The sequence below is a fragment of the Microbacterium sp. SORGH_AS_0888 genome (assembly GCF_030818905.1).
Taxonomy (GTDB): Bacteria; Actinomycetota; Actinomycetes; order Actinomycetales; family Microbacteriaceae; genus Microbacterium.
On the sequence record NZ_JAUTAZ010000001.1, the window covers coordinates 1,629,412 to 1,654,622 of the forward strand.

Below are 25,211 nucleotides of genomic sequence, written 5' to 3' on the forward strand. Positions count from 1 at the left end.
TCATTAGGGAGGCTAATGAGCTAGGCTAATGAATGGAACGAAGGGCGGGCGGATGGTGCTGGGCGACGAGGCGACGGATGCGGTCGCGCTGCGGATGGCGACCTTCCGGCTCGCGCGACGCCTGCGCCTCCAGCGCGGTCTCGACGACATGAGCGACGCGCAGTTCGCCGTGCTGGCCCTCCTCCGCCGCCACGGCCCACACACCCCCGGTGAGCTCGCGGAGCTCGAGCGGGTCAGCGCGCCGAGCATGAACCGCACCGTCAACTGCCTCGAGGAGTCCGGGTTCGTCGCCCGCTCCCCCGATGAGACCGACCGCCGCAAGGTCAACGTCACGATCACGGATGTCGGACGCCTGCTCGTCGAAGAGACGCAGCGACGTCGCGACGCCTGGCTCGAGGGCGCACTGGACGATCTGAGCGACGACGAGCGCGCGACGCTCATGGCCGCGGTCCCCCTGCTCCGACGGGTCGCCGACCGATGACCCGTCTGCGCATGTTCCGCTCGCTCTCGCTCTACAACTACCGCGTCTGGTTCCTCGGGGCGCTCGTGTCCAACATCGGCGGCTGGATGCAGTCGACCGCGCAGGACTGGGTCGTGCTCACCGAGCTGACCGACAACGACGCGGCCGCGATGGGCGTCACGATGGCGCTGCAGTTCGGACCTCCGCTGCTCCTGGTGAGCATCACCGGGTGGGTCGCCGACCGGTTCGATCGCCGTCGGCTGCTCATGGTCACCCAGTCCTCGCTGCTCGCCCTCGCGGTGGGCGCCGGCGTCCTGCTGCTCTCGGGCGCGATGACGCTTCCGCTCATGTGGTGCTTCGCCCTGGCGCTCGGCGTCGTGAACGCCTTCGACGCCCCGGCGAGACAGGCGTTCGTGTCGGATGTGGTCTCGACCGAGAACGCGTCCAACGCGATCGCCCTGAACTCGGCGTCCTTCAACATGGCCCGTCTGATCGGCCCGGCCGTCGGCGGCGTGCTCATCGTGCTGATCGGCACCGGCTGGGTGTTCCTCGTCAACGCGCTGACGTTCCTCGCGATGCTCCTGGCCCTCGCCGCCATGCACGTCGGCGAGCTCGTGCCCCGGCCGCGCTCGGGCACACGCGGGCGCATCGCGGACGGCTTCCGCTACGTCCTCGGCCGACCCGACCTGCGCGTGACGTTCCTGATGGTCTTCCTCATCGGCGCGTTCGGCATGAACTTCCCCATCTTCGCCTCGACCATGGCCCTGGAGTTCGGGCAGGCCGCCGACGGCTACGGCCTGCTGAGCTCGGTCCTCGCGATCGGCTCGCTCGCGGGGGCGCTCATGGCGGCACGTCGCGACCGGGCACGGATGCGGGTCGTCGTCATCGCGACCGGCGCGTTCGGGCTGGTCTCGCTCGTCTCCTCGCTCATGCCCGCCTACGGGCTGTACGCGGTGATGCTCGTGTTCGTGGGCTTCAGCACCGTGACGATCCTCACGACGGCGAACGGGTACGTGCAGACCACGACCGCGCCGGCCCTCCGAGGGCGGGTGATGGCGCTGTACATGGCGGTGCTCATGGGCGCCACGCCCATCGGCGCGCCCATCGTGGGATGGGTCGCCGACACGTTCGGCCCCCGGCGCGCGATCGAGGTCGGCTCGGCGGCGGGACTGATCGCCTGCGCCATCGGACTGGGCTGGATGCTGGCGAGCGGGCGGCTGCACCGGGACCGCACGCGACGTTTCGGCCTGACGATGGACCAGACCCGCCCGATGCCGGTCGTCCCGGGGGACGACCTCGTGACCGAGAGCGAGCTGGCCGACGCAGTGGCCGAGGTGCGCGCCGAGACGGCCGCGGAACATCCCGGACGCGCGCGCGGTTGAGTCCGAGCAGGCACCGGCTCCGACGGCCGGCCGGAGAGGAAGCGACGATGACCTGGAGCGAACGACTCGGCACGGTCGGCGTGTGGCGGTCGAACGACCTCGTCGATGCCGCGCTGGGTGCGCGGATCGAGGACCTCGGATACGGCGCGCTCTGGCTCGGCGGCTCGCCCGGGGCCGATCTGACGCGTGCCGAGGAGGTGCTCGACGCGACCGGCCGCCTGCGGGTGGCGACCGGCATCGTCAACATCTGGAACGAGGATGCGGCCGAGCTCGCCGACTCGTTCCACCGCATCGAGGCGCGGCATCCCGGGCGGCTGCTGCTCGGGGTCGGCTCCGGCCACCGCGAGGCGACGGCCGAGCGCGCCAAGCCGCTGGAGGCGATGGCGGCCTTCCTGGACGTGCTCGACGACCGCGGCGTGCCGGCCGAGGCTCGGGTGCTCTCCGCGCTCGGGCCACGGATGCTGCAGCTCGCGGCCGAGCGCAGTGCCGGGACGCATCCGTATCTCACCGTGCCGGCGCAGACCCGCGAGGCGCGGGAGGCCCTCGGACCCGATGCGCTCGTGGCCCCGGAGCAGACGATCGTGCTCGACGAGGACCGGGAGCGCGTGCGGGCGACGGTCCGCCCGTTCATGCGCCGCTATCTGGGGCTGTCCAACTACGTGGGCAACATGCGCCGAGCCGGCTTCGGCGACGCCGACGTCGCGGGCGAGGGCAGCGACGCGCTGGTGGACGCGATCATCGCCCACGGGGACGCGGCCGCCCTGGCCCGCGCGGTGCGGGCGCACCTCGAGGCCGGCGCCGATCACGTCTGCGTGCAGGTGCTCCCGCTGGACGATGTCGACCGCGCGCTGACGGCGCTCTCGGAGGCCCTCGCGCTGCGGTGAGGATCGGCGGTCCGGCTCAGCCGGACGTCGAGGCGCGCACGACGAGCTCGGGCTGGAAGAGCACCTGCTCCTGCTGCGGCACCCGACCCTCGGCGACCTCGACGAGCAGGTCGACCGCCGTCGCGCCGATCAGCGAGGCGGGCTGACGGACGGAGCTGAGGGGGACCACCGCAGCGGACGCGAAGTCGATGTCGTCGTAGCCGATAAGCGCGATCTCCTCGGGCACCCGCGTCGTGCCCGTCATGACGAGCGACTGCAGGACGCCGAGCGCGAGCAGGTCGTTGGCGGCGAACACGGCATCCGGTCGGGACCCCGGGGGACGCTCCAGGATGCGGGCGGCCGCCGCCCGTCCCTCCGCCACCGTGAGCGCACCTGTGCCCACGAACTCCAGCGTCGCCCCCGGAACCGCTGCGACCGCACGCTGGGCGCCCTCGAGGCGGTCGCCGACCTGACGCAGGGCCACCGGTCCGCCGACGAAGGCGATGCGACGGCGCCCCGCTTCCAGCAGGTGCTCCGCGGCGAGGCGGCCGCCTGCCACGTCGTCCACGGCCACGGAGGCGAACCCCGGCTCCTTCGCCGCGCGATCGACCAGGACCGCCGGCGTGCCGTGCTGGCGCAACCGCTGCACCCGCGAGAGGACGTCGGCCACCGGCGTCACGAGCACGCCGAACACGCGCTGCTCCTCGAACATGTCGAGGTTCATCGCCTCTCGGTCGCTGCGCTCGTCGCTGTTGGCGACGAGCACCGTCATCCCGAGCTCGGCCGCGCGCTCCTCCGCTCCTCGCGCGACCTCGGTGAAGAACGGGTTGCGCAGGTCGAGCACGACCAGACCGATCGAACGACTGCGCCCGACGCGTAGCTGACGTGCGGCATCGTTGCGGACGAAGCCGAGCTCGTCGATGGCGGCGAGCACGCGCGCGACCGTGGCGGGCGCCACCCGGTCGGGGCGGTTGAGCACGTTCGAGACGGTGCCCACGGAGACGCCGGCGGCGTTCGCCACGTCCCGCACGCTCACCGCCATCGCTCGCTCACCTCCGCAGCGAGCCTAGAGCACCGCCCGTTCAGCCGACGCGGTAGGCGTGCTCGCCTCCGGTCACCTCGTGGACCGCGCCGTCCGGCAGCACGATGCGCGCCGGCAGCCCGTCGGGGAGCCGCACCTCGAGGTCGAACACGTCCCCGGTCGTTCGCCACGACGTCTCGATCGCCCCCGCCGGAGCTTCGAACCTGGTGCGCGCCCAGTCGATCCCCGGCCCCGGCACGGGCTCGATCCGCACCCGGGCGTAGCCCGGGTCCGCGGGCCGGATCCCGCCCACGACCTGATAGATCCAGTCAGCGACCGCGCCGAGCGCGTAATGGTTGAAGCTCGTCATCTCGCCCGTGTTGATCGTGCCGTCGGGCAGCATGGAGTCCCAGCGTTCCCAGATCGTCGTCGCACCCATCGTCACGGGGTACAGCCACGACGGGCACCCCCGCTCCAGCAGCAGGCCATACGCCTCCGCGACGTGGCCGGTGTCCGACAGCGCCCACGTCACGAAGGGCGTGCCCGCGAATCCCGTGGTCACCCGGAAGCCGGAGGCGCGCACGAGCTCAGCGAGCCGGTCCCCCGCCGATCGACGGCCGTCGTCGTCGAGCAGCCCGAAGCAGATCGCCAGCGCGTACACCGTCGAACAGTCGGAGCGGATACGCCCGTCCGCCTGGACGTAGTGCTCTACGAACGCGGCGCGCGTGCGGTCCGCGAGCAGGGTCCACCGCTCGGCGTCGGAGTCGAGCCCGAGGATTCCCGCGGCCACGGCGGCGAACGACGCCGAGCGGAACAGCGAGGCCGTCGCCACCACGTGCGGGTCGGCCTTGGCTGCGGCCGCGTCCTGCGGCGGAGCATCGGGGTCGAGCCAGTCGGCGAACTGGAACCCCTCGTCCCAGAGACCGGAGGGCGAGAGCACGCGCTCGACGGATTCGAGGTGGAGGACCATCGCGGGGTAGTGCGCGGCGAGCCGGTCACGATCGCCGTACGCGTGCCACAGCGCTTGGGGCACCCACACGGCTGCGTCGCCCCAGATCGCGGTCGGACCGAGATCGGGGAAGGCGAAGTCGTCGCCGAAGTGCGCGTACTTGAGCACGTCCGGCACGATGATCGGCACGACCGCCTTCGGGCCGTTCGCGGTCTCCGCGTGCAGGTCGCGCAGCCAGTCGTCGAGGAAGTCCGCGGTGTCGAACGCGAACGACGCCGACGCGGCGAACGCCGCGATGTCGCCCGTCCATCCGAGACGCTCATCCCGCTGCGGGCAGTCGGTGGGCACGCTCAGGAAGTTGCCCTTCTGGCCCCACACGGTGTTGTGGACCAGCTGGTTCACGAGCGGCTCCGAGCACTCGAACCACCCCGTGCGCCGCATCTCGGAGTGCACGACGACCGCCTCGAGATCGGACGTCGTGAGCTCGCCCGGCCACCCCTCGACCTCGATGTAGCGGAAGCCGTGGAACGTGAGGGTCGGCTCGAACGCGTCCTGCGCGCCCGAGAGGATGAAGGCGTCGGTCGCCTTCGCGGCGCGCAGCGGGCGGGTGCCCAGCTCATCGTGCTCGAGCACCTCGGCGTGGCGGATCGTGATCTCGGTGCCCGCCGGGCCCTGTACGGTGAACCGCACCCAGCCGACGAGGTTCTGCCCGAAGTCGACGAGGGTCCGTCCCGACGGCGAGGTCCACACGGCCGTCGGATGCAGCACCTCGTGCCGCGTGATGGGCGGCCCGCTCGGCACGACGAGCGTGTCGCGGTCGACCACGACCTCGTGCACCGCGAGCGGCTGGAGGGCCGCGCCGCGGAGCCGGGCATCGATCGTCTGCCCGTCGTACAGCGAGTTGCGAGTCGTCTCGGACGCCGATGCCGACCAGTCGCGAGAGGTCGCGACCCGCTGCGTCGTCCCGTCGGCGAAGAGGATCTCCAGCGCGGCGCAGACCGAGATCTCCTCGCCGTAGTTGGCGTCGGCCCCCTCGAAGCCGAGATCCCCCCGGTACCACCCATTGCCGAGGAGCAGGTCGATCCGCAGGTCTCCGCTGCCGGAGCGCACGAGCTCGGTGACGTCGTGGCGGTCGACGTCGAGGCGCCACTCGTAGGCGCTCCACCCGGGGTCCAGCACGGAGTCCGACACCGGCCGGCCGTCGATTCGGGCCTCGTAGACCCCGTGCGCGGTAGCGGCGAGGACGGCGGAGACGACGTCGGCACGCGCTCCTCGGAGCACGATGTCACACGTGAAGCGCGGTGCGACGCCGCGCGGCGCGGCGGCGGAGATGAAGGCGGCGTCTGCCAGAGCTGCGGCAGCGGGGACGTCTGCGATCGTCGGCACGGGGAAGACCTTTCTGGAGCAGTGCGGGGGTCGGATCAGACGGACGGGACGGCGGCCTCGGGGTCCAGCCGCTTCTCCTCGTCGAACTGGTCGCCGGTGCGACGGCGGAAGACGATCCAGCCGACGAGCAGGCCGATGGCGACGAGCGCCGACAGCGCGAAGTACAGGCCCCGAGGGCTCACAGCGATGAGCGCGGGCGTCCCGAAGGCGAGCAGCGCCGCGACCACGCGGGCGACCGCGATGATCGTCCCCTGCGCCGTGGAGCGCAGCAGCGTCGGAAACGATTCCTGCGTCCACACCTTCATGATGCCTTCGAAGGCGAACGCACCGCCGAACGAGCCCGCGACGGTCATGATGACGATGGTCGGGAGGCTGAACCCGAACACGGCCGGCACCAGGTAGCCGATGAGCAGCGCCACCCCGCCGACGACGAAGTACGTCATACGGTGGCGGCCGCCGACGATCTTCATGAACCAGAGCCCGGCCAGGATGCCGACGGGGAACGTCAGCAGCCCGATCGTCGAGTTGGTGGACACCGAGATCCCCGCGACGTTGACGGCGAGGTACGTGCCGAACTGGCCGCCCGTGTTCGCGGCGGTGTTGGTCAGCGCGTAGAACACCAGCAGCGCGACGAAGGGTGCGAGGTAAGGAGCCTTCACGAGATCGCGGATGCGCGTCCGGTCGGCGCGGATCGTCTCGATCCCCTGCTTCCGCTCGGCCTGTGCCGCGCGCCAGCGCGCGGACTCGGGGATCGTGAGCCGGCAGAAGAACACGATGATCGCGACGACGCCGACCTGGCCGAACAGCAGTTGGCCCCCGAGGCGCCCGGCGTCGCCGAACAGTGAGGCGATGACCACCGCGCTCAGGATGCCGACCGTCCACAAGATGTTGGACAGGCCGATGATCGCGCCACGGTTCTTGTCGGTCGCCGCCTCCGAGATCGTCGACAGGGAGACGGGGAGATCCGCGCCGGTTCCGAGACCCGCGAGGATCACGCCCGCCAGGAGCAGCGGGAAGGTCGCCCCGAACACGAGGAGCGCGGACCCGACGATGACCAGGAGCATGGTCGCCAGGAACACCGAACGACGCCCGAACCTGTCGCTGAGCCGGCCGCCGAAGATCGCCCCGATCGCGATGCACAGGGTGAGCGCGCCGCTCATGATCCCGATCTCGGTCTCGGTGATCCCGAGAGTGTACTGGTAGATCACCAGGGCGATGCCCGTGGCGACGATCGTCGCGGAGTCGATGTAGGACGCCATACCGCAGACGATCCCCACCCACCAGGAGTTGGCCTGCCTGTAGTGGGAGGTCGTGATGGCCATGGGGCGGTTCTCCTTTGAACGAACGATGCGGGGCCGGACGCGGCCTCGCGGCATGGGACTGTGCCGTCGAGCACGGTACCAAGCTTTGAATCGATTCACAATATGGCACCTCCACCGCTCTGCTGCAGCCACCAGGTGAGCTTGACCAGGAGCACGACGGGCTCTAGCGTGGCTAGCGGCATTATTGAATCGATTCATGCAGCGAGCGTCTCTCGGCGCGTCGCCGCGACAGAGAGCAGAGACGATGACGACCCTCTCCCCCGACATCCTCACCACCCTGGAGACCCAGGCGATCGAGCTGCCGTCGTGGGCGTTCGGCAACTCGGGCACCCGGTTCCGTGTCTTCCCGACGCCCGGAACCGCCCGGGACCCGTTCGAGAAGATCGCCGATGCGGCGCAGGTGCATCGGCTGACCGGTCTCGCCCCTCGGGTGGCGCTGCACATCCCCTGGGACCTCGTCGACGACGTCGCCGCGCTCCGTCGGCACGCCGAGGATCTCGGCGTGGAGCTCGGCACGGTCAACTCCAACACCTTCCAGGACGAGGACTACAAGTTCGGCGCCCTCACGCACGAGGACCCGGCGATCCGCCGGAAGGCCGTCGATCACCACCTCGCCTGCATCGACATCATGGATGCGACGGGCTCGCGCGACCTGAAGATCTGGCTCGCCGAGGGCTCGAACTACCCCGGGCAGAACGACATGCGCGCCCGGCAGGACCGCCTGCACGACTCACTCGCGGAGATCTACGCACGCCTGGGTGGGCACCAGCGCCTCGTGCTCGAGTACAAGTTCTTCGAGCCGGCGTTCTACCACACGGACGTTCCGGACTGGGGCACGTCCTATGTGCAGGTGGCGGCCCTCGGCGAGAAGGCCATGGTCTGCCTCGACACCGGGCACCACGCACCGGGCACCAACATCGAGTTCATCGTCATGCAGCTGCTCCGCCTGGGCAGGCTCGGCTCGTTCGACTTCAACTCCCGCTTCTATGCCGACGACGACCTCATCGTGGGCGCCGCCGATCCCTTCCAGCTGTTCCGCATCCTGGTCGAGGTCATCCGCGGCGGCGGACTCAACAACCCCGACGTCGCCTTCATGCTCGACCAGTGCCACAACATCGAGGCCAAGGTGCCGGGGCAGATCCGTTCCGTGCTGAACGTGCAGGAGGCGACGGCGCGAGCGCTGCTGCTCGATCGTGTTGCGCTGGCCGAGGCGCAGTCGGCGAACGACGTGCTGGCCGCGAACGCGATCTTCATGGATGCGTTCCAGACCGACGTGCGTCCGGCGCTGGCCGAGTGGCGCGAGACCCGCGGCCTCCCGGCCGACCCGATGGCCGCGTACCTCGCCTCGGGGTATCAGGAGCGCATCGAGGCGGAGCGCGCCTCGGGCACGCAAGCCGGCTGGGGCGCCTGACGCCCCCTCTTCCCCCTCCTCGAGTCGCCCCGCGACCTCCAGCAGAAAGCATCCCCGTCATGACCGAATCCACCCCTGCCGCGCTCATCGCCCGGAGCAACCGCCTGGGCTCCGACCCCCGCAACACCAACTACGCCGGAGGGAACACGTCGGCAAAGGGCACGGCGATCGACCCCGTGACCGGGAAGCCGGTCGAGCTGCTGTGGGTGAAGGGGTCGGGCGGAGACCTCGGAACCCTCACCGAGCAGGGGCTCGCGGTGCTGCGCCTGGACCGCGTGCGGGCGCTCGTCGAGGTCTACCCCGGCGTCGACCGGGAGGACGAGATGGTGGCCGCGTTCGACTACTGCCTGCACGGGAGGGGCGGGGCCGCACCCTCGATCGACACCGCGATGCACGGGCTCGTCGACGCGGCGCACGTCGACCACCTCCACCCCGATGCGGGGATCGCGATCGCGACCGCCGCCGACGGCGAGGCCCTGACCGATCGGATCTTCGGGGGGAAGGTCGTGTGGGTGCCGTGGCGGCGCCCCGGCTTCCAGCTGGGCCTGGACATCGCGGCGGTCAAGGAGGCGAATCCGGATGCTGTGGGCTGCATCCTGGGCGGGCACGGCATCACCGCGTGGGGCGAGTCGTCCGAGGCGGCGGAGACGAACTCGCGGTGGATCATCGACACGGCTCAGGCGTACATCGACGCCCACGGGCAGGCGGAGCCGTTCGGCGGCGAGCGGCCGGGGTTCGAGGCCCTGCCGGCGACGCAGCGCCGTGCGAAGGCGGCCGCTCTGGCCCCGACGATCCGCGGCCTCGCCTCGACCGACACACCGATGGTGGGGCACTTCACCGACTCCGACGTGGTGCTGGAGTTCCTCGCCTCGCAGAAGGCCCCCGCGCTCGCCCAGCTCGGCACGAGCTGTCCGGACCACTTCCTGCGCACGAAGGTCAAGCCGATGCTGCTCGACGTTCCCGCGGATGCCTCGGTCGAGACATCCCTCGCGCGGCTTCGCGAGCTGCACGAGGCCTACCGGGCGGACTACGCCGCCTACTACGACACGCACGCCGACGCCTCGTCGCCGGCGATGCGCGGCGCCGACCCGCTGATCGTCCTGGTGCCCGGGGTGGGCATGTTCTCCTACGGCGCGAACAAGCAGACCGCCCGCGTCGCAGGCGAGTTCTACGTCAACGCCATCAACGTCATGCGCGGCGCCGAGGCCCTGTCGACGTACGCACCGATCTCGGATGCGGAGAAGTTCCGCATCGAGTACTGGGCGCTCGAAGAGGCCAAGCTCCAGCGCCTGCCGAAGCCGAAGACGCACCAGGGCCGCGTCGCCTTCGTGACCGGGGCCGCGTCCGGGATCGGCAAAGCGATCGCGACCCGGCTCGCGGCCGAGGGCGCGTGCGTCGTGGTCGCCGACCTCGATCTCGAGAAGGCGCAGGCCGTGGCCGCAGAGCTCGGCTCGGCCGACGTCGCGATCGGGGTCGCGGCGAACGTGGCGGATGCCGAGGGCGTGCAGGCCGCGATCGACGCCACCGTGCTCGCCTTCGGCGGCATCGACCTCGTCGTCAACAACGCCGGGCTCTCCCTCTCCAAGCCCCTGCTGGAGACGACCGAGAAGGACTGGGATCTGCAGCACGACGTGATGGCGAAGGGCTCGTTCCTCGTGTCGAAGGCCGCCGCCAGGGCTCTCATCGACCAGGGCATGGGCGGAGACGTCGTCTACATCTCGTCGAAGAACTCCGTCTTCGCAGGCCCCGACAACATCGCATACTCGGCGACCAAGGCCGACCAGGCGCACCAGGTGCGTCTGCTGGCCGTGGAGCTCGGCGAGCACGGCGTGCGCGTGAACGGCATCAATCCCGACGGCGTCGTGCGCGGCTCCGGCATCTTCGCCTCGGGCTGGGGCGCGAACCGCGCCGCGACCTACGGCGTCGACGAGGAGGACCTCGGCCAGTTCTACGCCAACCGCACGATCCTCAAGCGCGAGGTCGTGCCGGAGAACGTCGCCGACGCCGTCTACGTGCTCACCGGCCCCGAGCTCAGCCGCACGACCGGGCTCCACATCCCCGTCGACTCCGGCGTCGCCGCCGCGTTCCTCCGATGACCGCGCACCCCCTGCCCCCGTCGACACGACACGCGTTCCCTCCGACGGATCGGCGCCGCCCTTCGGCGATGCCTCCTCGGATCCCGGGCGCCGCCGCGGAACGAAGGCGCCATCGCGGCGGACGGCCGCGCGGGGGCGCGACGGGGGCCCGAGGGTGAGCACGGGCACGGTCGCGGCGGTCGACCTGGGCGCGACGAGCGGGCGCGTGATCCTCGGGCACGTGGGCGCGGACACGCTCGAGACGACCCACGTGGCGCGGTTCGCGAACGAGCCGGTCGCGACATCCGACGGCCTCCACTGGAACCTGCTCGGACTCTACGCGGCAGCCACCGCCGGGCTGCGCGAGGCCTTCCGCGCCGAGCCCGGGATCCGCAGCGTCGGGGTCGACAGCTGGGCCGTCGACTACGCGCTGCTGCGCGGAGGGCGCGTGCTGGGCGAACCCTTCCACTACCGCGACGCGCGGACGTCCGCGGGCGTCGCACGCACGCACGAGCGGATGACGCACGCCGAGCTGTTCGCCCGCAACGGCCTGCAGTTCCTGCCCTTCACGACGCTCTACCAGCTCGCGGCCGAGCCGGCGGAGCTCCTCGAGCTCGCGGACCACCTGCTTCTGATCCCCGACCTGATCGGCTTCTGGCTCACCGGCGTCGCACGCACGGAGCTCACGAACGCCTCGACGACGGGGATGCTGCGCGCCGGGGGGCGGGAGTGGGACGACGAGATCGTGTCGGCGCTGGGACTGAACCGCGACGTGCTGACGCCTCTCATCGCGCCCGGCGATCCGCTCGGAGCGCTGCGCGCCGAGATCGCGGAGTCCCTCGGAGCGCCCGCCGGGACGCCGGTCGTCGCCGTCGGCTCGCACGACACGGCGTCGGCGGTCGCGGCCGTGCCGATGCGCGCCGGAGCCGCGGCCTACATCTCCTGCGGCACGTGGGGTCTGGTCGGCGTCGAGGTCGAGCACCCCGTCCTCACCCCCGAGGCGCAGGCCGCGAACGTGACGAACGAGGGCGGGGTCGACGGGCGGACCCGCCTCCTCCACAACGTCATGGGGCTGTGGATCCTCAGCGAGACGCTGCGCGGCTGGGAGCGCGAGTCGTCGCCCGCGCCCGATCTCTCCTCGCTGCTGTCCGAGGCGGCCGCTGTGCCGGCGACCTCCGTGCCCGTGTTCGACGTGAACGATGCACGGTTCCTGCCACCGGGCGACATGGTCGGGCGGATCGACCTCTGGTGCGCCGAGCACGATCTGGCGCGCCCGCGCGGTCGTGCCGCCTACGTCCGCGCGATCGTGGAGTCGCTCGCACAGGCCTTCGCGGACGCGGTGCGCCTGACGGCGCGTGTCGGACGCGTCGACGTGCGGACGATCCACATCGTCGGCGGGGGCGCGCTCAACGAGCTGCTGTGCCAGCGCACGGCGGATCGCGCCGGGCTGCCCGTCGTCGCCGGCCCCGTCGAGGCGACCGCGCTCGGCAACGTGCTCGTGCAGGGGCGCGCCGCGGGCCTCGTGACGGGCTCGCTGGAGTCGCTGCGAGACCTCGTCGCCCGCACGCAGCGGCTCCGCCGCCACGAGCCCGCGAGCCGCTAGGCGCCACGCCCGCGGTCGCAGCGCAGGACACGGCCCCGGGTCGCGCCCGGAACCGCTCAGGTCAGCGCGTCGAGGACCGCGTGCTCGAACCGATACGCCTCGGACGCGTACGCCGACGCCGCGTCGAACACGAGCGCGCCGGCGCGCGCCTCGGCGACCGGAGCCCACGACGCCTCCGCCGTGCGGATGAACGCCGCCCACTCGGCGTGCATCCGCGTGACGAGCGGATGCGGCGGCTCGCCGAGCACGCGCGAGACGCCCTCTGCGTCGGGCAGCCCCCAGGCGAACGGCAGGTCGTAGCAGTGCGCCGACAGGCCGTCGAGGGGCGAGCGATACGCGAAGTCGTAGAGCCAGGTGCGCACGCCCGCGCTCGACGCGCGCCGACGCGCGAGATGCACGGCGGGAGCACGGAACATCGAGAGCACGGCGAGCTGGCTGCCGGCGTACCGATCGCCCACCCGCCCGATCTCGGCGAAGAAGCCGGCGGCATCCGCATCCGCCACTCCGGCGTCGCGGAGCGCTTCCGCGATCTCGGGGGCCGTCACCGGCGTGGGGAACGCGAACTCGTTGCGGGTCGCCCCGAGCAGCAACGGGATGTCGGCCGCCTCCCCCCGTGCCAGCGCGTCCGCGACCGCGACGACCACCTCGCCGTCGACCAGGGGCGCGAAGCCCAGGCCGGAGGCGAGCGGGTCGGCACCGATCCCGGAGAGCGCCTCCGCGGGCGCACGCCCGGGGACGAGGCCGCCGGGGGCGTGGTTGAAGCGGCGTTCGTGGTCGAGGATCTCGTCCTCGCCGAGCGATCGCCAGCCCGCGACCGTGGGCGGGATGCCGCGGTCCGCGGCGAACCGTCGACCGATCTCCGCCGCGACCGGCTCGGTGAGGTGCCCCGGTGCGCCGGAGTGCGACACGACCGCGCGGAAGAGGCCGCGGGCCGCCGGCGAGGTCAGCAGTGTCAGCACGCTTCCCCCTCCTGCGGACTGCCCCGCGACCGTCACGCGAGCGGGATCGCCCCCGAACGCGCGGATGTTGCGCTGGACCCACTCGAGGGCGGCGATCTGGTCGCGCACACCACGGTTGAGCGGGGCGTCCTCGATCCAGCCGAACCCGTCGAACCCGAGCCGGTACGACAGGGTCACGGTCACGATCCCCTGCCGCGCGAAGGCGGCGCCGTCGTACCACGGGCTCGCGGCGGAGCCGGCGAAGTAGCCCCCGCCGTGGACCCACACGAAGACCGGCAGGGCCGCATCCTCCTCACCTGCGGCGGGGGTGAAGACGTTCACGCTCAGCGTGTCGTCGCCGGGGATCGAGGGCTCCGGGATCGTCGTGACGTCGCCGAACGGCCGGCGCTGCGGGGTGGGACCGTACGCCGTGGCGTCGCGGACGCCGTCCCAGCCCGTGACGGGCGCGGGAGCGCGGAACCGCAGCTCGCCGACGGGCGGCGCCGCGTACGGCACGCCGAGGAAGGCCGCGTGGTCGCCCCGGTCGAGACCGCGGACGAGGCCGGTCTCGATCCGGACGAGGGTGTCGATGCGTGTGGATGACATGTCTCTCCCGGGCAGGGGGTCAGCGGACCGAGCGGATGGGGAACACCAGCACCGAGGACAGGAGCACCATCAGGGCGGCGAAGCCGAAGATGGCGGCGTAGTTCCCGCCCGAGAGGCTCAGCAGCGTCGCGGCCACGACGGGCGTGAGCGCCTGGGGGATGTTGGTGGCGACGTTGAGGACGCCGAGGTCCTTGCCGGCGTCGCCCTGCGAGGGCAGGACGTCGACCATGAGGGCGACATCCACCGCGGAGTACGCGCCGTAGCCGATCCCGACGATGAGGGAGTACACGACCATGGCGGGGACGGTCGGCACGAACAGCGGGATGGCGACGCCCAGGGCGATGACGATGCTCGCGGTGAAGACGAAGACCTTCCGGCGTTGGAGCCGGTCGCTGAGCCGCCCGAAGACGAGCGTGCCGATCACGAGCGTGACCATGGAGACGAGCGAGAGCATGCCCGCCACTCCGCCGGCGTCGATCGGGGTGAGGTGCAGGTGGTCGGTCAGGATGTAGAACTGGTACGCCTGGACGCCCTGGTACCCGAGCACCATGACGAAGCGGCCGGCGAAGGCCCACGCGTAGTCGGGGTGCCGGCGGGGGCTGACCCAGAAGCTGCGGAGGAAGGGACCCCAGCGGAAGGGGCCGATCGGGAGCGCGCGCGAGTCGCGGTCCCGATTGACGAGCACGAACAGGAGCGTCACCACGATGACGCCGGCTCCCAGCAGGGCATAGGCGACACCGAGCTGAGCGAGCAGCTGACCGGCCACGACGACGCCGATCGTTCCGCCGATCGCGGTCCCTGCGCCGGCGAACGCGGATGCGGTGGCCCGGCCGTCGCGCGGGATCCGGTCGGCGATGATCGCGGACAGCGGCCCCTGGAACGCGTTGAGCAGCATCTGGGCGGTGACCCACACGACCGTGATCCAGAAGACCCCGGGCGCAAACTGCAGCACGATCGTGAGCACGCCGCCGCCGAGGCCGCCCAGCAGCAGCCAGGGCGACCGGCGGCCGAGCCGGGACCGCGTCCGGTCGGAGAAGGCGCCGACGATGGGCTGCGCGAAGAGGGTGAACAGCGACGAGGTGCCGGTGACGATCGCGAGGTTGGCGATCTTGTTGGCCTCATCGAGCATGGCGAGCTGCTGCGGCAGGAGGATCGCGATGACGCCCGCATAGGTCGCGAACAGGAAGAAGTTCGCCACGAGCATCGAGACGACGAGGCGGTGACGCGCGGCACCCGCGACGGGCACCGTGCTGGTGAGGGTCGCGGGGTCGATCCCTTCTCCGGGCACCGGGCCCGTGCGCGCTCGTGCGCGGGGTCCTGGCGCCGCGTCGGCGATCACGGCCGCGACGATCTGCTCATCGTCCTGTGGCATGGCCCCTCCTCGAGCTCCGACGGCGTCGTCGGCGACGCCGTCGGCATCAGAGTAGGCGGAACCGGCTTTTAGTTCAAGACTTGAATTAAATGGATGCGGCCTCCCCCTCGCGCAGCGCGTCGCGGACCCGCCAGGGATGGGACAGCAGGTCTCGCCGCTCGCGGAGCACGGCGCCGTCGACCTCTGCGTCGTCGCCGTGGACCGCACCGCGCACGGGCGCCGACGGAATGCCCGGCGCCGCGTCCGGATCCACCGGCGTGCTCCGCAGCCGGTCGGCGTAACCCGACAGATACCCGCCCACCACCACGACCTGCGGCTGCAGGATCGCGACGCAGTTCGCCAGCACGATCTCGATCCACCGCAGCGCGTCCGACACCGCGGCGACGGCCGCCACATCCCCCGCCCGCTCGCGGCGGACGAGCTCGGCCAGCGCGGCCGGCAGCCCGTGCGCGGAGCGGAACGCGCCGAGCCCGGCACGCTCGACGACGACGTCCGGGCCGGCGACCGTGACCAGACAGCCCCGTCGGCCGCACGGGCACGGCACGCCGTCGGGGAGGACGATGACGTGACCCGGCTCGAACGCCACGCCGTTGACGCCCGTGAGCAGCTGCCCGCCGGAGACCGCGCCTCCGCCGATGCCGGTGTCCGACTTGAGGTAGACGACATCCGTCACCGGCGTCTTCTCCCCCGAGGACGCGGCCTCGAGCTCGGCGAACTCGGCATAGGCGGCGGCGTTCGCGTCGTTCATGACTCGCAGCCCGAGCGGCAGCGGCGGGATGCGCTCGCGCAGGAGCGCCGCGAGATCCACGTCCCGCCACCCGAGGTCGATCGCCACGGGGATGATCTCTCCCGGCTGCAGCACGGGGGCCGGGGCGACGACCACGAGACGCACCGGCGTCACACCCGCCTCGTCGAGCACGCGGCGCACGCGGGCGACGACCGCGGCGAGCTGGTCCGCGACCGCCTCGGGGTCGCCCGGCGGGGTGTGAAGCGCCGCCCGTTCCCGCACGAGGTCTCGTCCTGCGAGGTCGACCGCGGAGACGAACACCTCGTCGAGCACGAAGCGCACGCCGACGACGCCGATCCGCTCGCCCGCGACCGCGAGCGCCCGGCGCGGACGCCCGGGGCCGGACTCCCGGACCGGATCGTCGATCTCCCGCAGCATCCCGGCATCCATCAGCTCCCCGACGAGGAGCGTGATGGCGCCCGGCGCGAGGCCGGTCGCGGCGGCGAGGCCCGTGCGGGCGATCGCGCCGGCGCGATCGACGCGCGTGAGGACGAGCCCCACGTTGTGCGAGCGGACATCGGCCACCGATCGCCCTTCGCCCGGTGATGCGCGCATCCCCCGATTCTGCCGTGCCCGGCACGATCGCGCGCACGCCCTCGGCCCCGGCGGGCTCGGCGGCCGATCACGGAGACATGCCGCGTCAGGCGCGGCGGGGAGGGGCATGCTGGTCCCATGACGCTGCTCGGCTGCCCGGTCCCGATCGTCCTCGGCCCTTTCGGGGGGATGTCCTCCGTCGCCCTCACCGCGGCGGTGAGCGAGGCGGGCGGGCTCGGCTCGTTCGGCCTCTACGGCTACTCGCCCGACCGCATCCTCGAGACGGCGGCGCAGCTGCGCGCCGCGACCGACCGCCCCTTCGCGCTGAACCTCTGGATGCCGGCCGACGACGAGGTGCCGATCGACGCGGTCGATCTCACCGGCCCCCTCGCCACCGTCGCGCCCCTGTACGAGCGGCTCGGCCTCCCGGTGCCGTCGGGACGGCCGGCGCTGCCCGACGTCGACGCACAGCTCGACGCGCTGCTCGAGGCCCGGCCGGCCGTCGCGAGCTTCGTGTTCGGGATGCCGCCGGCCCACGTCGTGGACCGCTTCCGCGCCGCGGGCATCCTTCTGGTGGGAGCCGCCACCACGGTCGCCGAGGCCGTCGCGGTCGAGCGCGCCGGCGCGGACGCGGTCGTGGCGAGCGGCTTCGAGGCGGGCGGGCACCGGGTGTCGTTCCTGCGACCCGCCGAGCGTTCGCTCGTGGGAGCCTTCGCGCTCGTGCCGCAGGTCGTGGACGCGGTCCGGATCCCGGTGATCGCCGCGGGCGGGGTCGCCGACCGGCGCGGGGTCGCCGCCGCCTTCGCGCTCGGGGCCTCGGGCGTCCAGGTCGGGACCGCGTTCCTGCGCACCCGCCAGTCGGCGGCGACCGCGTCGCACCGCGCCGCGCTCGCACGGGTCGCCGACGACGGGACCGTCCTCACGCGCGCCGCGACGGGGCGTCTGGCACGCGGCATCCCGAATCGGCTGATCGAGACGGTCGAGGCCGGCCAGATCGCCCCGTTCCCCGGTCAGAGCTGGGTCGTCGGCGCGCTGCGGCAGGAGGCGAACCGGCGGGGCGAGGGCGATCTCCAGTCCCTCTGGTCGGGTCAGGCCGCGTCGCTGGCGCGCGGCGACGACGCCGACGCGGTGTTCGCCGAGCTGTCCGCCGGCATCCCCCGCTGACCGGCCCGGAGCGCGGCCCGTTCCCGGTCTCCCCATCCACCCGGGGTCCGCATCCGCAGCTGCGGGGATCGGGCACGACACGCCGACCACCACCCCCGATACCCGGCGCGCCGCGCACGATCCCCGCAGATCGGGCACGCCTCGCCCCCCCGACACCCGGGACACTGGCCGGCCCGGCGGTCACTCCTCCGGTGTGAGCGCCGATTCGACGCGCAGCCTCATGACCCCGAGCCCGGTCAGCACCGACCACACCCAGTGCGCGACCGCGGGGACGGGCTCGAGCGGATCGTGGCGCAGCCACTCCCCCACGACCGCCAGGACGCTGCCCGCGATCCCCGCCGCGACAACCTCACGGGGCACTCCCTCGAAGGCGATCGGCAGGGTCGGCGCGATCGCCGTGCCGACGACCTCGACGATCCGGTCACGGAGGCTCTCCGCCCCCGCCGAGGTCGCATGCGGCCCCAGCACCCGCCGGAACAGCTCGACGTTGGCGGCGATGTGCTCGAGGTACACGACGAGCTCCGCGGGCACGCCTGCCACGAACTCGGGCGGCCCCGTCCGCTCCGCGACACGCGCCGCCACCTCGTCCAGATCACGGCTCAGGGCGTCGGAGAGCAGCCGGTCCTTGTCGGCGTAGTGCTGGTAGAAGCTCGATCGGTTCACGCCGGCGCACTCGACGATGTCGCTCACCGTGATCTCCTCGAGCGGCCGGGCGAGCGCGAGTGCGAGGAGCGCGTCCTGCAGAGCCGTGCGCGTCCGCACGACGCGAGGGTCGACCCTCGACGCGTCGTCCGCCTCCGCCCCCTGAGCCATGCGTCGATTCTCGCTCATCCCGGCGTGCCATGGGCGTTCGCGCCGCACGGGCGCGCGCTGGTGAGGTTGCTGGGAGTTCCCCTCGCCGTGCCGTCTTTCCGACAGATGACGGAATACGCTGGGGGTGCCGCTCGTCACCGTCGTGGACGGCTCTCCCCCTCCCCTCAACGGAAAGACCCGCCATGGCTTCTCTCCTCGCCCGGCTCGGCCGCTTCAGCGCGCGACGCTCCTGGATCGTGATCGTCTCGTGGGTCCTGCTGCTGGGTCTGAGCGGCGGCGCGTTCGCCGCGTTCGGCGGCACGCTGGCGCAGTCGTTCACGATCCCCGGCACCGAGACGCAGCGGGTGACGGATCAGCTCGCCGACGAGCTGCCCGACGCCAAGGGCGCGACGGCGCAGGTCGTGTTCCGCACCGATGACGGCCAGCCGTTCACGGACGAGCAGAAGCAGCGGATCGCCGCGACCCTGAAGGATGTCGAGGGCGTCGACGGCGTGACACGGACGGTCGACCCGTTCGACGCGCAGACGCAGCGCGCGGCTCAGGAGCAGCAGCTCGAGGATGGACGTGCACAGCTCCAGGCGGCCACGACCCAGCTCGACGACTCGCAGAAGCAGATCGACGCGGGCACCGCGCAGCTCCAGTCCGCGCAGACCCAGCTGGATGAGGCCCGGGCACGGGCGAGCGCGGCAAGCGCTCCGGCCGCGGTGCTCGCCCAGCTCGACGCGCAGCAGCAGCAGCTCGACGCGCAGAAGCAGACGCTGCAGCAGTCCGCCCAGCAGATCACCGACGGCCGGGCGAAGCTCGCCGCCCAGCAGACCACGCTCGACAGCGGCGAGAAGCTCGTGCAGTACGCCGCGAAGCTGCAGACGGTCTCGAGCGACGACGCCACGGCCGTCGGCACGGTCGCGTTCCGCGACGACCTGTTCACGCTCTCGCCGGACACCAAGAGCGCGGTCGCCGGCATCCTCGACGACGCCGGCATCCCGGGGGTGACGGTGGACTACTCGTCCACGATCGCCACCCAGCTGGGCGGCATCCTCGGCGCGGGCGAACTGATCGGCGTCGCGATCGCCCTCATCGTGCTCATCGTCATGATGCGCGCGATCCTGCCCGCGATCACCCCGCTCATCAGCTCGGTCGTGGGCGTCGGGATAGGGGTGACCGCGTCGCTGGCGTTCTCCGGTGTCGTGCAGATGGCGTCCGTGACCCCCGTCCTCGGGGTCATGCTCGGTCTCGCGGTCGGCATCGACTACTCCCTGTTCATCCTCAACCGCCATCGCAAGCAGCTGCTGCAGGGGATGGCGGTGCGGGACTCGATCGCCCTCGCCAACGGCACCGCGGGCAACGCCGTCGTGTTCGCCGGATCGACCGTGATCGTGGCGCTCGTGGCGCTGCTCGTGACCGGCATCCCCTTCCTCGGCGTCATGGGCATCGTGGGCGCGGCGTGCGTGCTGATCGCGGTGCTCGTGTCGGTGACGCTGACGCCGGCCATCCTGGGCCTTCTCGGCACGCGGGCGCTCGGGCGGCGGGCGCGCGCCACGATCGGTCACGAGGCGCACGCGCCGAAGCCGCTGCGACGCCTGAACACGTGGGGGGCGGTCGGCACGGTGCTCGTGACCGTCGTCGCGCTGCTGATCATCGCCATCCCGGCCCTCTCGATGCGCCTCGGGCTCCCCGACGGCAGCTCGGAGGCGACCGACACGACGCAGTACCGCTCGTACATGGCGATCGATAAGGCGTTCGGCGCCGGTCAGAACGGTCCGCTCCTGATCGTCGCGGAGCTGCCCAGCGCCGTCTCGGAGGACGACGAGACGACGCAGGAGGCGGCGATCGCGGGGGTCCTGATGGCGCAGGACGACGTCGCCGGCGTCGCCCCGATCGCGGTGTCGAGCAGTCGCACCCTGATCGCGTTCCAGCTGATCCCCGAGAGCGGACCGGCCAGCGCCGCGACCGAGACGCTCGTGCACGATCTGCGCGAGCTCTCGCCGCTCACGGTCGACGGTCCCGTCTCGGGCGAGATCTCGCTCGGCGTCGCGGGACAGGCATCCGGCAACATCGACGTGTCGCAGAAGCTCGCCGATGCACTGCCCGTCTATCTCGCGGTCGTCGTGGGGCTCTCCCTCATCATCCTGATCATCGTGTTCCGCTCGCTCCTGGTGCCGCTGATCGCGACCGCCGGGTACGTGCTGTCGCTGTTCGCGGCCCTCGGCGCGATCACCGCGATCTACCAGTGGGGCTGGCTCTCGGCGATCTTCGGGGTGCACGATCCGGGCCCGGTGCTGAGCTTCGCGCCGATCCTCATCATGGGTGTGCTGTTCGGTCTCGCGATGGACTACCAGCTCTTCCTCGTCTCGGGCATGCGCGAGGCGTTCGCGCACGGCATCCCGGCTCAGGAGGCGGTCGTCGCCGGCCGCCGCAACGGCCGAGCGGTCGTGACGGCCGCGGCGATCATCATGATGAGCGTGTTCGGCGGCTTCATCTTCAGCCACCTCTCGATGATCCGGCCGATCGGCTTCGGGCTCGCGATCGGCGTCCTGTTCGACGCGTTCGTCGTGCGGATGCTGCTCGTCCCCGCCCTCATGCACCTCGTGGGCAAGGGCGCGTGGTGGCTGCCGCGCTGGCTCGACCGGATCATCCCGGACGTCGACGTGGAGGGCGCGAAGCTCGAGCGCACGCACGCCCTCCACTGACCCGACCGGACCGCCGCGCCGCCCCCTGTCCGGGCGGTCGCTGCCGCACGCCGACCTCCGGCTCCCGTCCGGGGCGGTGCGCGCCGGGCCGCCGCGACATCCGCACCTGCGGGGATCGTGATGAACACGCCGGTGCGGGATGCCGCGGCACGGCGTGTCGCACACGATCCCCGCAGGACGGCACGAGGGGGCGACCCGGGCCGCGCACGAGACGCCGCCGGCCGGGAGGCCGTCAGGCGATCTCAAGCCTCGCGCGTGATCGTGACCCTGACGTCGAGCTTGCCCTTGTAGGGTCCCGCGTACACACCGCGCAGCGGCGGGACGTCGTTGTAGTCGCGGCCGCGGCCGACCAGCACGTGCCGGTCGCCGATCTCGGCGTTGTTCGTCGGGTCGAACCCCGTCCACTCCCCCGCGAACCACTCGACCCAGGCGTGGGACTCGCCCTTGACCGCCACCCCGATCTCGGCGTTCTCGCGCGGGTGGAGGTATCCGGAGACGTAACGGGCGGGGATCCCGACCGATCGCAGCGCACCGATCGCGATGTGCGCGATGTCCTGGCACACGCCCTTGCGGGCCTCCCACGCCTCGGCGGCGGTCGAGTGCACGCCGGTCACGCCGTAGACGTACTCGACCGCGTCCCCGATCGTCATGCAGATGTCGTGCGCGGCGGGGCCCGGGTCGTCGTGGCGCGCCGCGATCGCACGGGCGATCTCCGCCACCTCCGGATGCGGGTCCGTCCGGGCGGACTGCGTCAGCTGTTCGACCGTCTCGATCGTGCGGCCCGCCTCGGCGCGCAGGCGGTCCCAGGTGATGCCGGTGTGCTCGATCGGCCGCGGGCGCACCTCGACGAGCGAGCGGGCGGTGATGGTCAGCATCCGGTGCGGCGAGAGCACGTCGAAGACGCTGACCCGCGTGCCGAAGTAGTCGACGTAGGTGTTGACGGACGTCTGGGGCTCGAGCTCGATCGACGAGCTCAGCACGAACTGGCTGTCGGTCGTGCCCGGCAGCATCCTCGCCTCGTTGTAGGACGCCGAGACATCGCCCTCGTAGGCGAACCCGGTCTGGTGCTCGATGCGCAGCCGCTTCATGAGATCTCTCCGATCCAGCTGGGCTCGGCCTGGGTGGGGAAGAATCGCTGCCGGATCGCCTCGGACGCCTCCCGCGTGACCCGCTGCACGCGGAGCATGTACGCCGGCAGCTCGGCGAGGATCTCGCTCACCGGCCGGTACTCGAGGTCGTTGCGGATGCGGCCGAGCGCGCGCTGGACCTGGTTGGAGTGCCCGACCCGGTCCACGCGCGGGTCGATCTCGCTGATGCACTCCTCCGCGCGCGAGATCGAGTAGATGATCGAACGCGGGAAGAGCCGGTCGAGCAGCAGGAACTCGGCGGCGTTGCGGGCGCTCGGCATGCCGCGGTACGTGCGGACGTAGGCCTCGTAGGCGCCGCACGAGCGGAGGATCGTCGTCCACGACGGGCCGGACGCCTCGGTGAGGGAGCGGGTCGCGAGCAGCCGCGCGGTCATGTCGGTGCGCTCGATCGAGCGGCCGAGGGTGAAGAACTGCCACGCCTCGTCACGGCTCGTGGAGGAGTCGACGATGCCGACGGCGAGCGCGGAGCGCTCACGCACCCACTGGAAGAAGGCGTGGCTGCGGTCGGACTGCAGCCGCCACGGCATCCGCGCGTTCGTCGTGTTCAGGCATTCCCACAGCTCGGTGGAGACGATCTCGCGCGCACGCCGGGCGTTCTCGCGGGCGGCGGTCAGCGAGTAGACGATGCTCGACGCGTTGCCGCGGTCGATCGCGAGGCGCGACAGCACGTCCTCGCGCGAGACCTGCTCGTCGGCATCCGGGAGCTCCGCGCCCATGACCGACAGGAGCGAGCGGCAGGCGGTGTCCTCATCGATCCAGGGGTCTTCGAGGAGGAGCTGGAGGTGGACGTCGAGGATGCGGGCGGTGCCGTCGCTGCGCTCGACGTAGCGGCCGATCCAGAAGAGGCTCTCGGCGATGCGACTCAGCAGCATCCCGCCTCACCCCCTTCCTGCTGCCCCACCGGGCATGTCCCACTTTCGACCCCACCATGTCCCACTTTCGACCGCTCGGCGATGCCGCGAGCGGTCGAAAGTGGGACATGGTGGGGAGAGGGAGGGGAGGCGGAACGCGACTGCTGCTGCTGTTGCTGCTGCTCGGACGTCGAGCGCGGCGCGTCGTGCGGCGAATGGGTGATCTCGGCGTCGGCGCTCCGCGCGGCCGCCGCCTCGGCATCCGTGATGACGGGGAGCGCCTGGGTGACGGTCGAGGCCTGGTCCGCCACGAGGCCGGCGAGCCCATGGCCCTGGCCGTACTCCACGTGACCGGGAGCGGCACCGCCCACGACCCAGGTGTCCTTCGAGCCGCCCCCCTGGCTGGAGTTCACCACGAGCTGCCCCTCCGGGAGCGCCACGCGGGTGAGGCCACCGGGGAGGACCCAGATGTCGTCGCCGTCGTTGACCGCGAACGGACGCAGGTCCGCGTGCCGCGGCCGCATGCCGTCCTCCACGAGCGTCGGGATCGTCGAGAGCATCACGACCGGCTGCGCGATCCAGCCGCGCGGGTCGGCCTGCAGCTTGGCACGGAGCTCGTCGAGCTCGGCGCGCGACGCATCCGGTCCCACGACCAGCCCCTTGCCGCCGGAGCCGTCGACGGGCTTGACCACGAGCTGGTCGAGCCGGTCGAGCACCTCCTCGAGGGCTGCCGGCTCCTCCAGCCGCCAGGTGTCGACGATCGGCAGGATCGGCTCCTCCGAGAGGTAGTAGCGGATGAGGTCGGGCGTGTAGGTGTAGAGGAGCTTGTCGTCCGCGACGCCGTTGCCGACCGCGTTCGCGATCGTGACGTTTCCCATGCGCGCCGCGAGCATGAGCCCCGGGGAGCCGAGCATCGAGTCGGCACGGAACTGCAGCGGATCGAGGAAGTCGTCGTCGACGCGGCGGTAGATGACGTCGACGCGACGCGGGCCGCGGGTCGTGCGCATGAAGACCTTGCCGCCCATGCACAGCAGGTCGCGGCCCTCCACGAGCTCGACGCCCATGAGGCGGGCGAGGAGCGTGTGCTCGAAGTAGGCCGAGTTGTACACGCCCGGGGTCAGCACGACGACGTTCGGGTCGTCGATGCCGGAGGGCGCCGAGGCGCGCAGCGCCGCGAGCAGCTTGTTGGGGTAGTCGCCGACCGGCCGCACCCGCATCGAGACGAACAGCTCCGGCAGCGTCTGCGCCATGACACGACGGTTCGAGATCACGTAGCTCACGCCCGAGGGCACGCGCACGTTGTCCTCCAGCACGCGCATCTTGCCGTGCTCGTCGCGGATCAGGTCGATCCCGGACACCTGGATGCGGACGCCGTTGGCCGAGTGGATGCCGGCCGCCTGGCGGTAGAAGTACTGGCTCGACGCGATCAGCTGCGCCGGGATGACCCCGTCGCGCACGCAGTTCTGCCGTCCGTACGCGTCGTCGAGGAACGCCTCGAGCGCGCGCACGCGCTGCTTGACGCCCGCCTCGATCTCGCTCCACTCGGCGTAGTCGATGATGCGGGGCACGGCGTCGAGCGGGAAGGGGCGCTCCTCGCCGGCGAAGTCGAAGGTGACGCCCTGCGCGAGATAGGAGCTGGCCAGCGCCTCGGTGCGCCCCCGGAGCTCCTCCTGCGTCATGCGCGCCAGGGCCTGATGCAGCTCGCGGTAGGCGCGGCGAGAGGTCCCGGGGTCGGCCGACTCGCCGAACATCTCGTCGAAGGCGGGAAGGCCCTGAGGGGTCTTTCGCGGCGCGAGTATGGAGCCGTAGCCGTCGAAAAGGTCACCCATGCGATGA

Annotated in this window: 18 protein-coding genes; 8 read left to right on the forward strand and 10 right to left on the reverse strand. The window is 71.9% G+C overall.

The window, feature by feature from the left end; translation table 11 throughout:
- Window positions 1-28 precede the first annotated feature (28 nt).
- Genes QE381_RS07975 through QE381_RS07985 form a run of 3 tightly spaced genes read left to right on the forward strand, consistent with a single transcriptional unit; the run spans window position 29 to window position 2,726 of the window.
- Window positions 29-481 (forward strand): MarR family transcriptional regulator, encoded by a 453-nt coding sequence (locus tag QE381_RS07975; protein ID WP_307217062.1) that lies wholly within the window; start codon window positions 29-31, stop codon window positions 479-481.
- A complete protein-coding gene (locus tag QE381_RS07980) occupies window positions 478-1,842 on the forward strand; it encodes an MFS transporter (protein WP_373426924.1) in 1,365 nt (454 codons plus the stop codon). Before QE381_RS07975 ends, QE381_RS07980 begins: the two co-directional genes overlap by 4 nt.
- A 47-nt stretch (window positions 1,843-1,889) precedes the next feature.
- On the forward strand, window positions 1,890-2,726 hold the full coding sequence (locus tag QE381_RS07985; protein ID WP_307217064.1) for an LLM class F420-dependent oxidoreductase: 837 nt from the start codon (window positions 1,890-1,892) through the stop codon (window positions 2,724-2,726).
- Between the two features lie 16 nt (window positions 2,727-2,742).
- Here the strand turns inward: QE381_RS07985 and QE381_RS07990 are convergent, their stop codons facing one another.
- The 3 genes from QE381_RS07990 to QE381_RS08000 are packed head-to-tail and all read right to left on the reverse strand — an operon-like array spanning window position 2,743 to window position 7,383.
- The gene (locus QE381_RS07990; protein ID WP_307217066.1) at window positions 2,743-3,747 is read right to left on the reverse strand and encodes a LacI family DNA-binding transcriptional regulator; all 1,005 of its coding nucleotides are present in this window, start codon (window positions 3,745-3,747) and stop codon (window positions 2,743-2,745) included.
- Window positions 3,748-3,787: 40 nt separating this feature from the next.
- A complete protein-coding gene (locus QE381_RS07995) occupies window positions 3,788-6,061 on the reverse strand; it encodes an alpha-L-rhamnosidase (protein ID WP_307217068.1) in 2,274 nt (757 codons plus the stop codon).
- Between the two features lie 35 nt (window positions 6,062-6,096).
- The gene (locus QE381_RS08000; protein WP_307217069.1) at window positions 6,097-7,383 is read right to left on the reverse strand and encodes an MFS transporter; all 1,287 of its coding nucleotides are present in this window, start codon (window positions 7,381-7,383) and stop codon (window positions 6,097-6,099) included.
- A gap of 244 nt (window positions 7,384-7,627) precedes the next feature.
- On the opposite strand from QE381_RS08000, the gene rhaI reads away from it, so the two are divergent.
- The 3 genes from rhaI (at window position 7,628) to QE381_RS08015 (ending at window position 12,472) form a co-directional block, all read left to right on the forward strand.
- Window positions 7,628-8,794, forward strand: coding sequence for an L-rhamnose isomerase (gene rhaI, locus QE381_RS08005; protein ID WP_307217071.1), 1,167 nt, complete (start codon window positions 7,628-7,630; stop codon window positions 8,792-8,794).
- A gap of 59 nt (window positions 8,795-8,853) precedes the next feature.
- Window positions 8,854-10,890, forward strand: a complete 2,037-nt coding sequence (locus QE381_RS08010) for a bifunctional aldolase/short-chain dehydrogenase (protein ID WP_307217073.1) — start codon at window positions 8,854-8,856, stop codon at window positions 10,888-10,890.
- Between the two features lie 154 nt (window positions 10,891-11,044).
- Window positions 11,045-12,472 (forward strand): rhamnulokinase family protein, encoded by a 1,428-nt coding sequence (locus tag QE381_RS08015; RefSeq protein WP_307217075.1) that lies wholly within the window; start codon window positions 11,045-11,047, stop codon window positions 12,470-12,472.
- Between the two features lie 56 nt (window positions 12,473-12,528).
- On the opposite strand, the gene QE381_RS08020 is transcribed toward QE381_RS08015, so the two are convergent.
- From QE381_RS08020 to QE381_RS08030, 3 genes are all read right to left on the reverse strand, one after another.
- Window positions 12,529-14,016: a carboxylesterase/lipase family protein gene (locus tag QE381_RS08020; protein WP_307217077.1), complete on the reverse strand. Its 1,488-nt coding sequence runs from the start codon at window positions 14,014-14,016 to the stop codon at window positions 12,529-12,531.
- A 19-nt stretch (window positions 14,017-14,035) separates the two neighbouring features.
- On the reverse strand, window positions 14,036-15,388 hold the full coding sequence (locus tag QE381_RS08025) for an MFS transporter (protein ID WP_307217079.1): 1,353 nt from the start codon (window positions 15,386-15,388) through the stop codon (window positions 14,036-14,038).
- A gap of 85 nt (window positions 15,389-15,473) precedes the next feature.
- The gene (locus tag QE381_RS08030; protein WP_307217081.1) at window positions 15,474-16,730 is read right to left on the reverse strand and encodes an ROK family protein; all 1,257 of its coding nucleotides are present in this window, start codon (window positions 16,728-16,730) and stop codon (window positions 15,474-15,476) included.
- Window positions 16,731-16,847: 117 nt separating this feature from the next.
- On the opposite strand from QE381_RS08030, the gene QE381_RS08035 reads away from it, so the two are divergent.
- Window positions 16,848-17,873 (forward strand): nitronate monooxygenase family protein, encoded by a 1,026-nt coding sequence (locus QE381_RS08035; RefSeq protein ID WP_307217083.1) that lies wholly within the window; start codon window positions 16,848-16,850, stop codon window positions 17,871-17,873.
- 180 nt (window positions 17,874-18,053) lie between these two features.
- On the opposite strand, the gene QE381_RS08040 is transcribed toward QE381_RS08035, so the two are convergent.
- Window positions 18,054-18,686, reverse strand: coding sequence for a TetR/AcrR family transcriptional regulator (locus QE381_RS08040; RefSeq protein ID WP_307217084.1), 633 nt, complete (start codon window positions 18,684-18,686; stop codon window positions 18,054-18,056).
- Between the two features lie 182 nt (window positions 18,687-18,868).
- Between QE381_RS08040 and QE381_RS08045 the strand changes: the two genes are divergently transcribed.
- Window positions 18,869-21,376, forward strand: a complete 2,508-nt coding sequence (locus QE381_RS08045; protein WP_307217085.1) for an MMPL family transporter — start codon at window positions 18,869-18,871, stop codon at window positions 21,374-21,376.
- A 242-nt stretch (window positions 21,377-21,618) separates the two neighbouring features.
- Here the strand turns inward: QE381_RS08045 and QE381_RS08050 are convergent, their stop codons facing one another.
- The 3 genes from QE381_RS08050 to QE381_RS08060 are packed head-to-tail and all read right to left on the reverse strand — an operon-like array spanning window position 21,619 to window position 25,204.
- Complete coding sequence (locus tag QE381_RS08050) at window positions 21,619-22,464, reverse strand: transglutaminase family protein (protein ID WP_307217086.1); 846 nt, start codon at window positions 22,462-22,464, stop codon at window positions 21,619-21,621.
- Window positions 22,461-23,393: an alpha-E domain-containing protein gene (locus QE381_RS08055; protein WP_307220443.1), complete on the reverse strand. Its 933-nt coding sequence runs from the start codon at window positions 23,391-23,393 to the stop codon at window positions 22,461-22,463. The genes QE381_RS08050 and QE381_RS08055 overlap by 4 nt, the downstream gene beginning before the upstream one ends.
- Entirely contained in the window at window positions 23,387-25,204 is a 1,818-nt protein-coding gene (locus tag QE381_RS08060; RefSeq protein ID WP_307217087.1) for a circularly permuted type 2 ATP-grasp protein, read from the reverse strand. Before QE381_RS08060 ends, QE381_RS08055 begins: the two co-directional genes overlap by 7 nt.
- Between the last annotated feature and the right edge of the window lie 7 nt (window positions 25,205-25,211).

Coding starts and splice junctions, on each gene's coding strand:
- QE381_RS07975 (WP_307217062.1), top strand. CDS start 29: ATGAATGGAACGAAGGGCGGGCGGATGGTGCTGGGCGACGAGGCGACG.
- QE381_RS07980 (WP_373426924.1), top strand. CDS start 478: ATGACCCGTCTGCGCATGTTCCGCTCGCTCTCGCTCTACAACTACCGC.
- QE381_RS07985 (WP_307217064.1), top strand. CDS start 1,890: ATGACCTGGAGCGAACGACTCGGCACGGTCGGCGTGTGGCGGTCGAAC.
- QE381_RS07990 (WP_307217066.1), bottom strand. CDS start 3,747: ATGGCGGTGAGCGTGCGGGACGTGGCGAACGCCGCCGGCGTCTCCGTG.
- QE381_RS08000 (WP_307217069.1), bottom strand. CDS start 7,383: ATGGCCATCACGACCTCCCACTACAGGCAGGCCAACTCCTGGTGGGTG.
- rhaI (WP_307217071.1), top strand. CDS start 7,628: ATGACGACCCTCTCCCCCGACATCCTCACCACCCTGGAGACCCAGGCG.
- QE381_RS08010 (WP_307217073.1), top strand. CDS start 8,854: ATGACCGAATCCACCCCTGCCGCGCTCATCGCCCGGAGCAACCGCCTG.
- QE381_RS08020 (WP_307217077.1), bottom strand. CDS start 14,016: ATGTCATCCACACGCATCGACACCCTCGTCCGGATCGAGACCGGCCTC.
- QE381_RS08025 (WP_307217079.1), bottom strand. CDS start 15,388: ATGCCACAGGACGATGAGCAGATCGTCGCGGCCGTGATCGCCGACGCG.
- QE381_RS08030 (WP_307217081.1), bottom strand. CDS start 16,730: ATGCGCGCATCACCGGGCGAAGGGCGATCGGTGGCCGATGTCCGCTCG.
- QE381_RS08035 (WP_307217083.1), top strand. CDS start 16,848: ATGACGCTGCTCGGCTGCCCGGTCCCGATCGTCCTCGGCCCTTTCGGG.
- QE381_RS08040 (WP_307217084.1), bottom strand. CDS start 18,686: ATGGCTCAGGGGGCGGAGGCGGACGACGCGTCGAGGGTCGACCCTCGC.
- QE381_RS08045 (WP_307217085.1), top strand. CDS start 18,869: ATGGCTTCTCTCCTCGCCCGGCTCGGCCGCTTCAGCGCGCGACGCTCC.
- QE381_RS08050 (WP_307217086.1), bottom strand. CDS start 22,464: ATGAAGCGGCTGCGCATCGAGCACCAGACCGGGTTCGCCTACGAGGGC.
- QE381_RS08060 (WP_307217087.1), bottom strand. CDS start 25,204: ATGGGTGACCTTTTCGACGGCTACGGCTCCATACTCGCGCCGCGAAAG.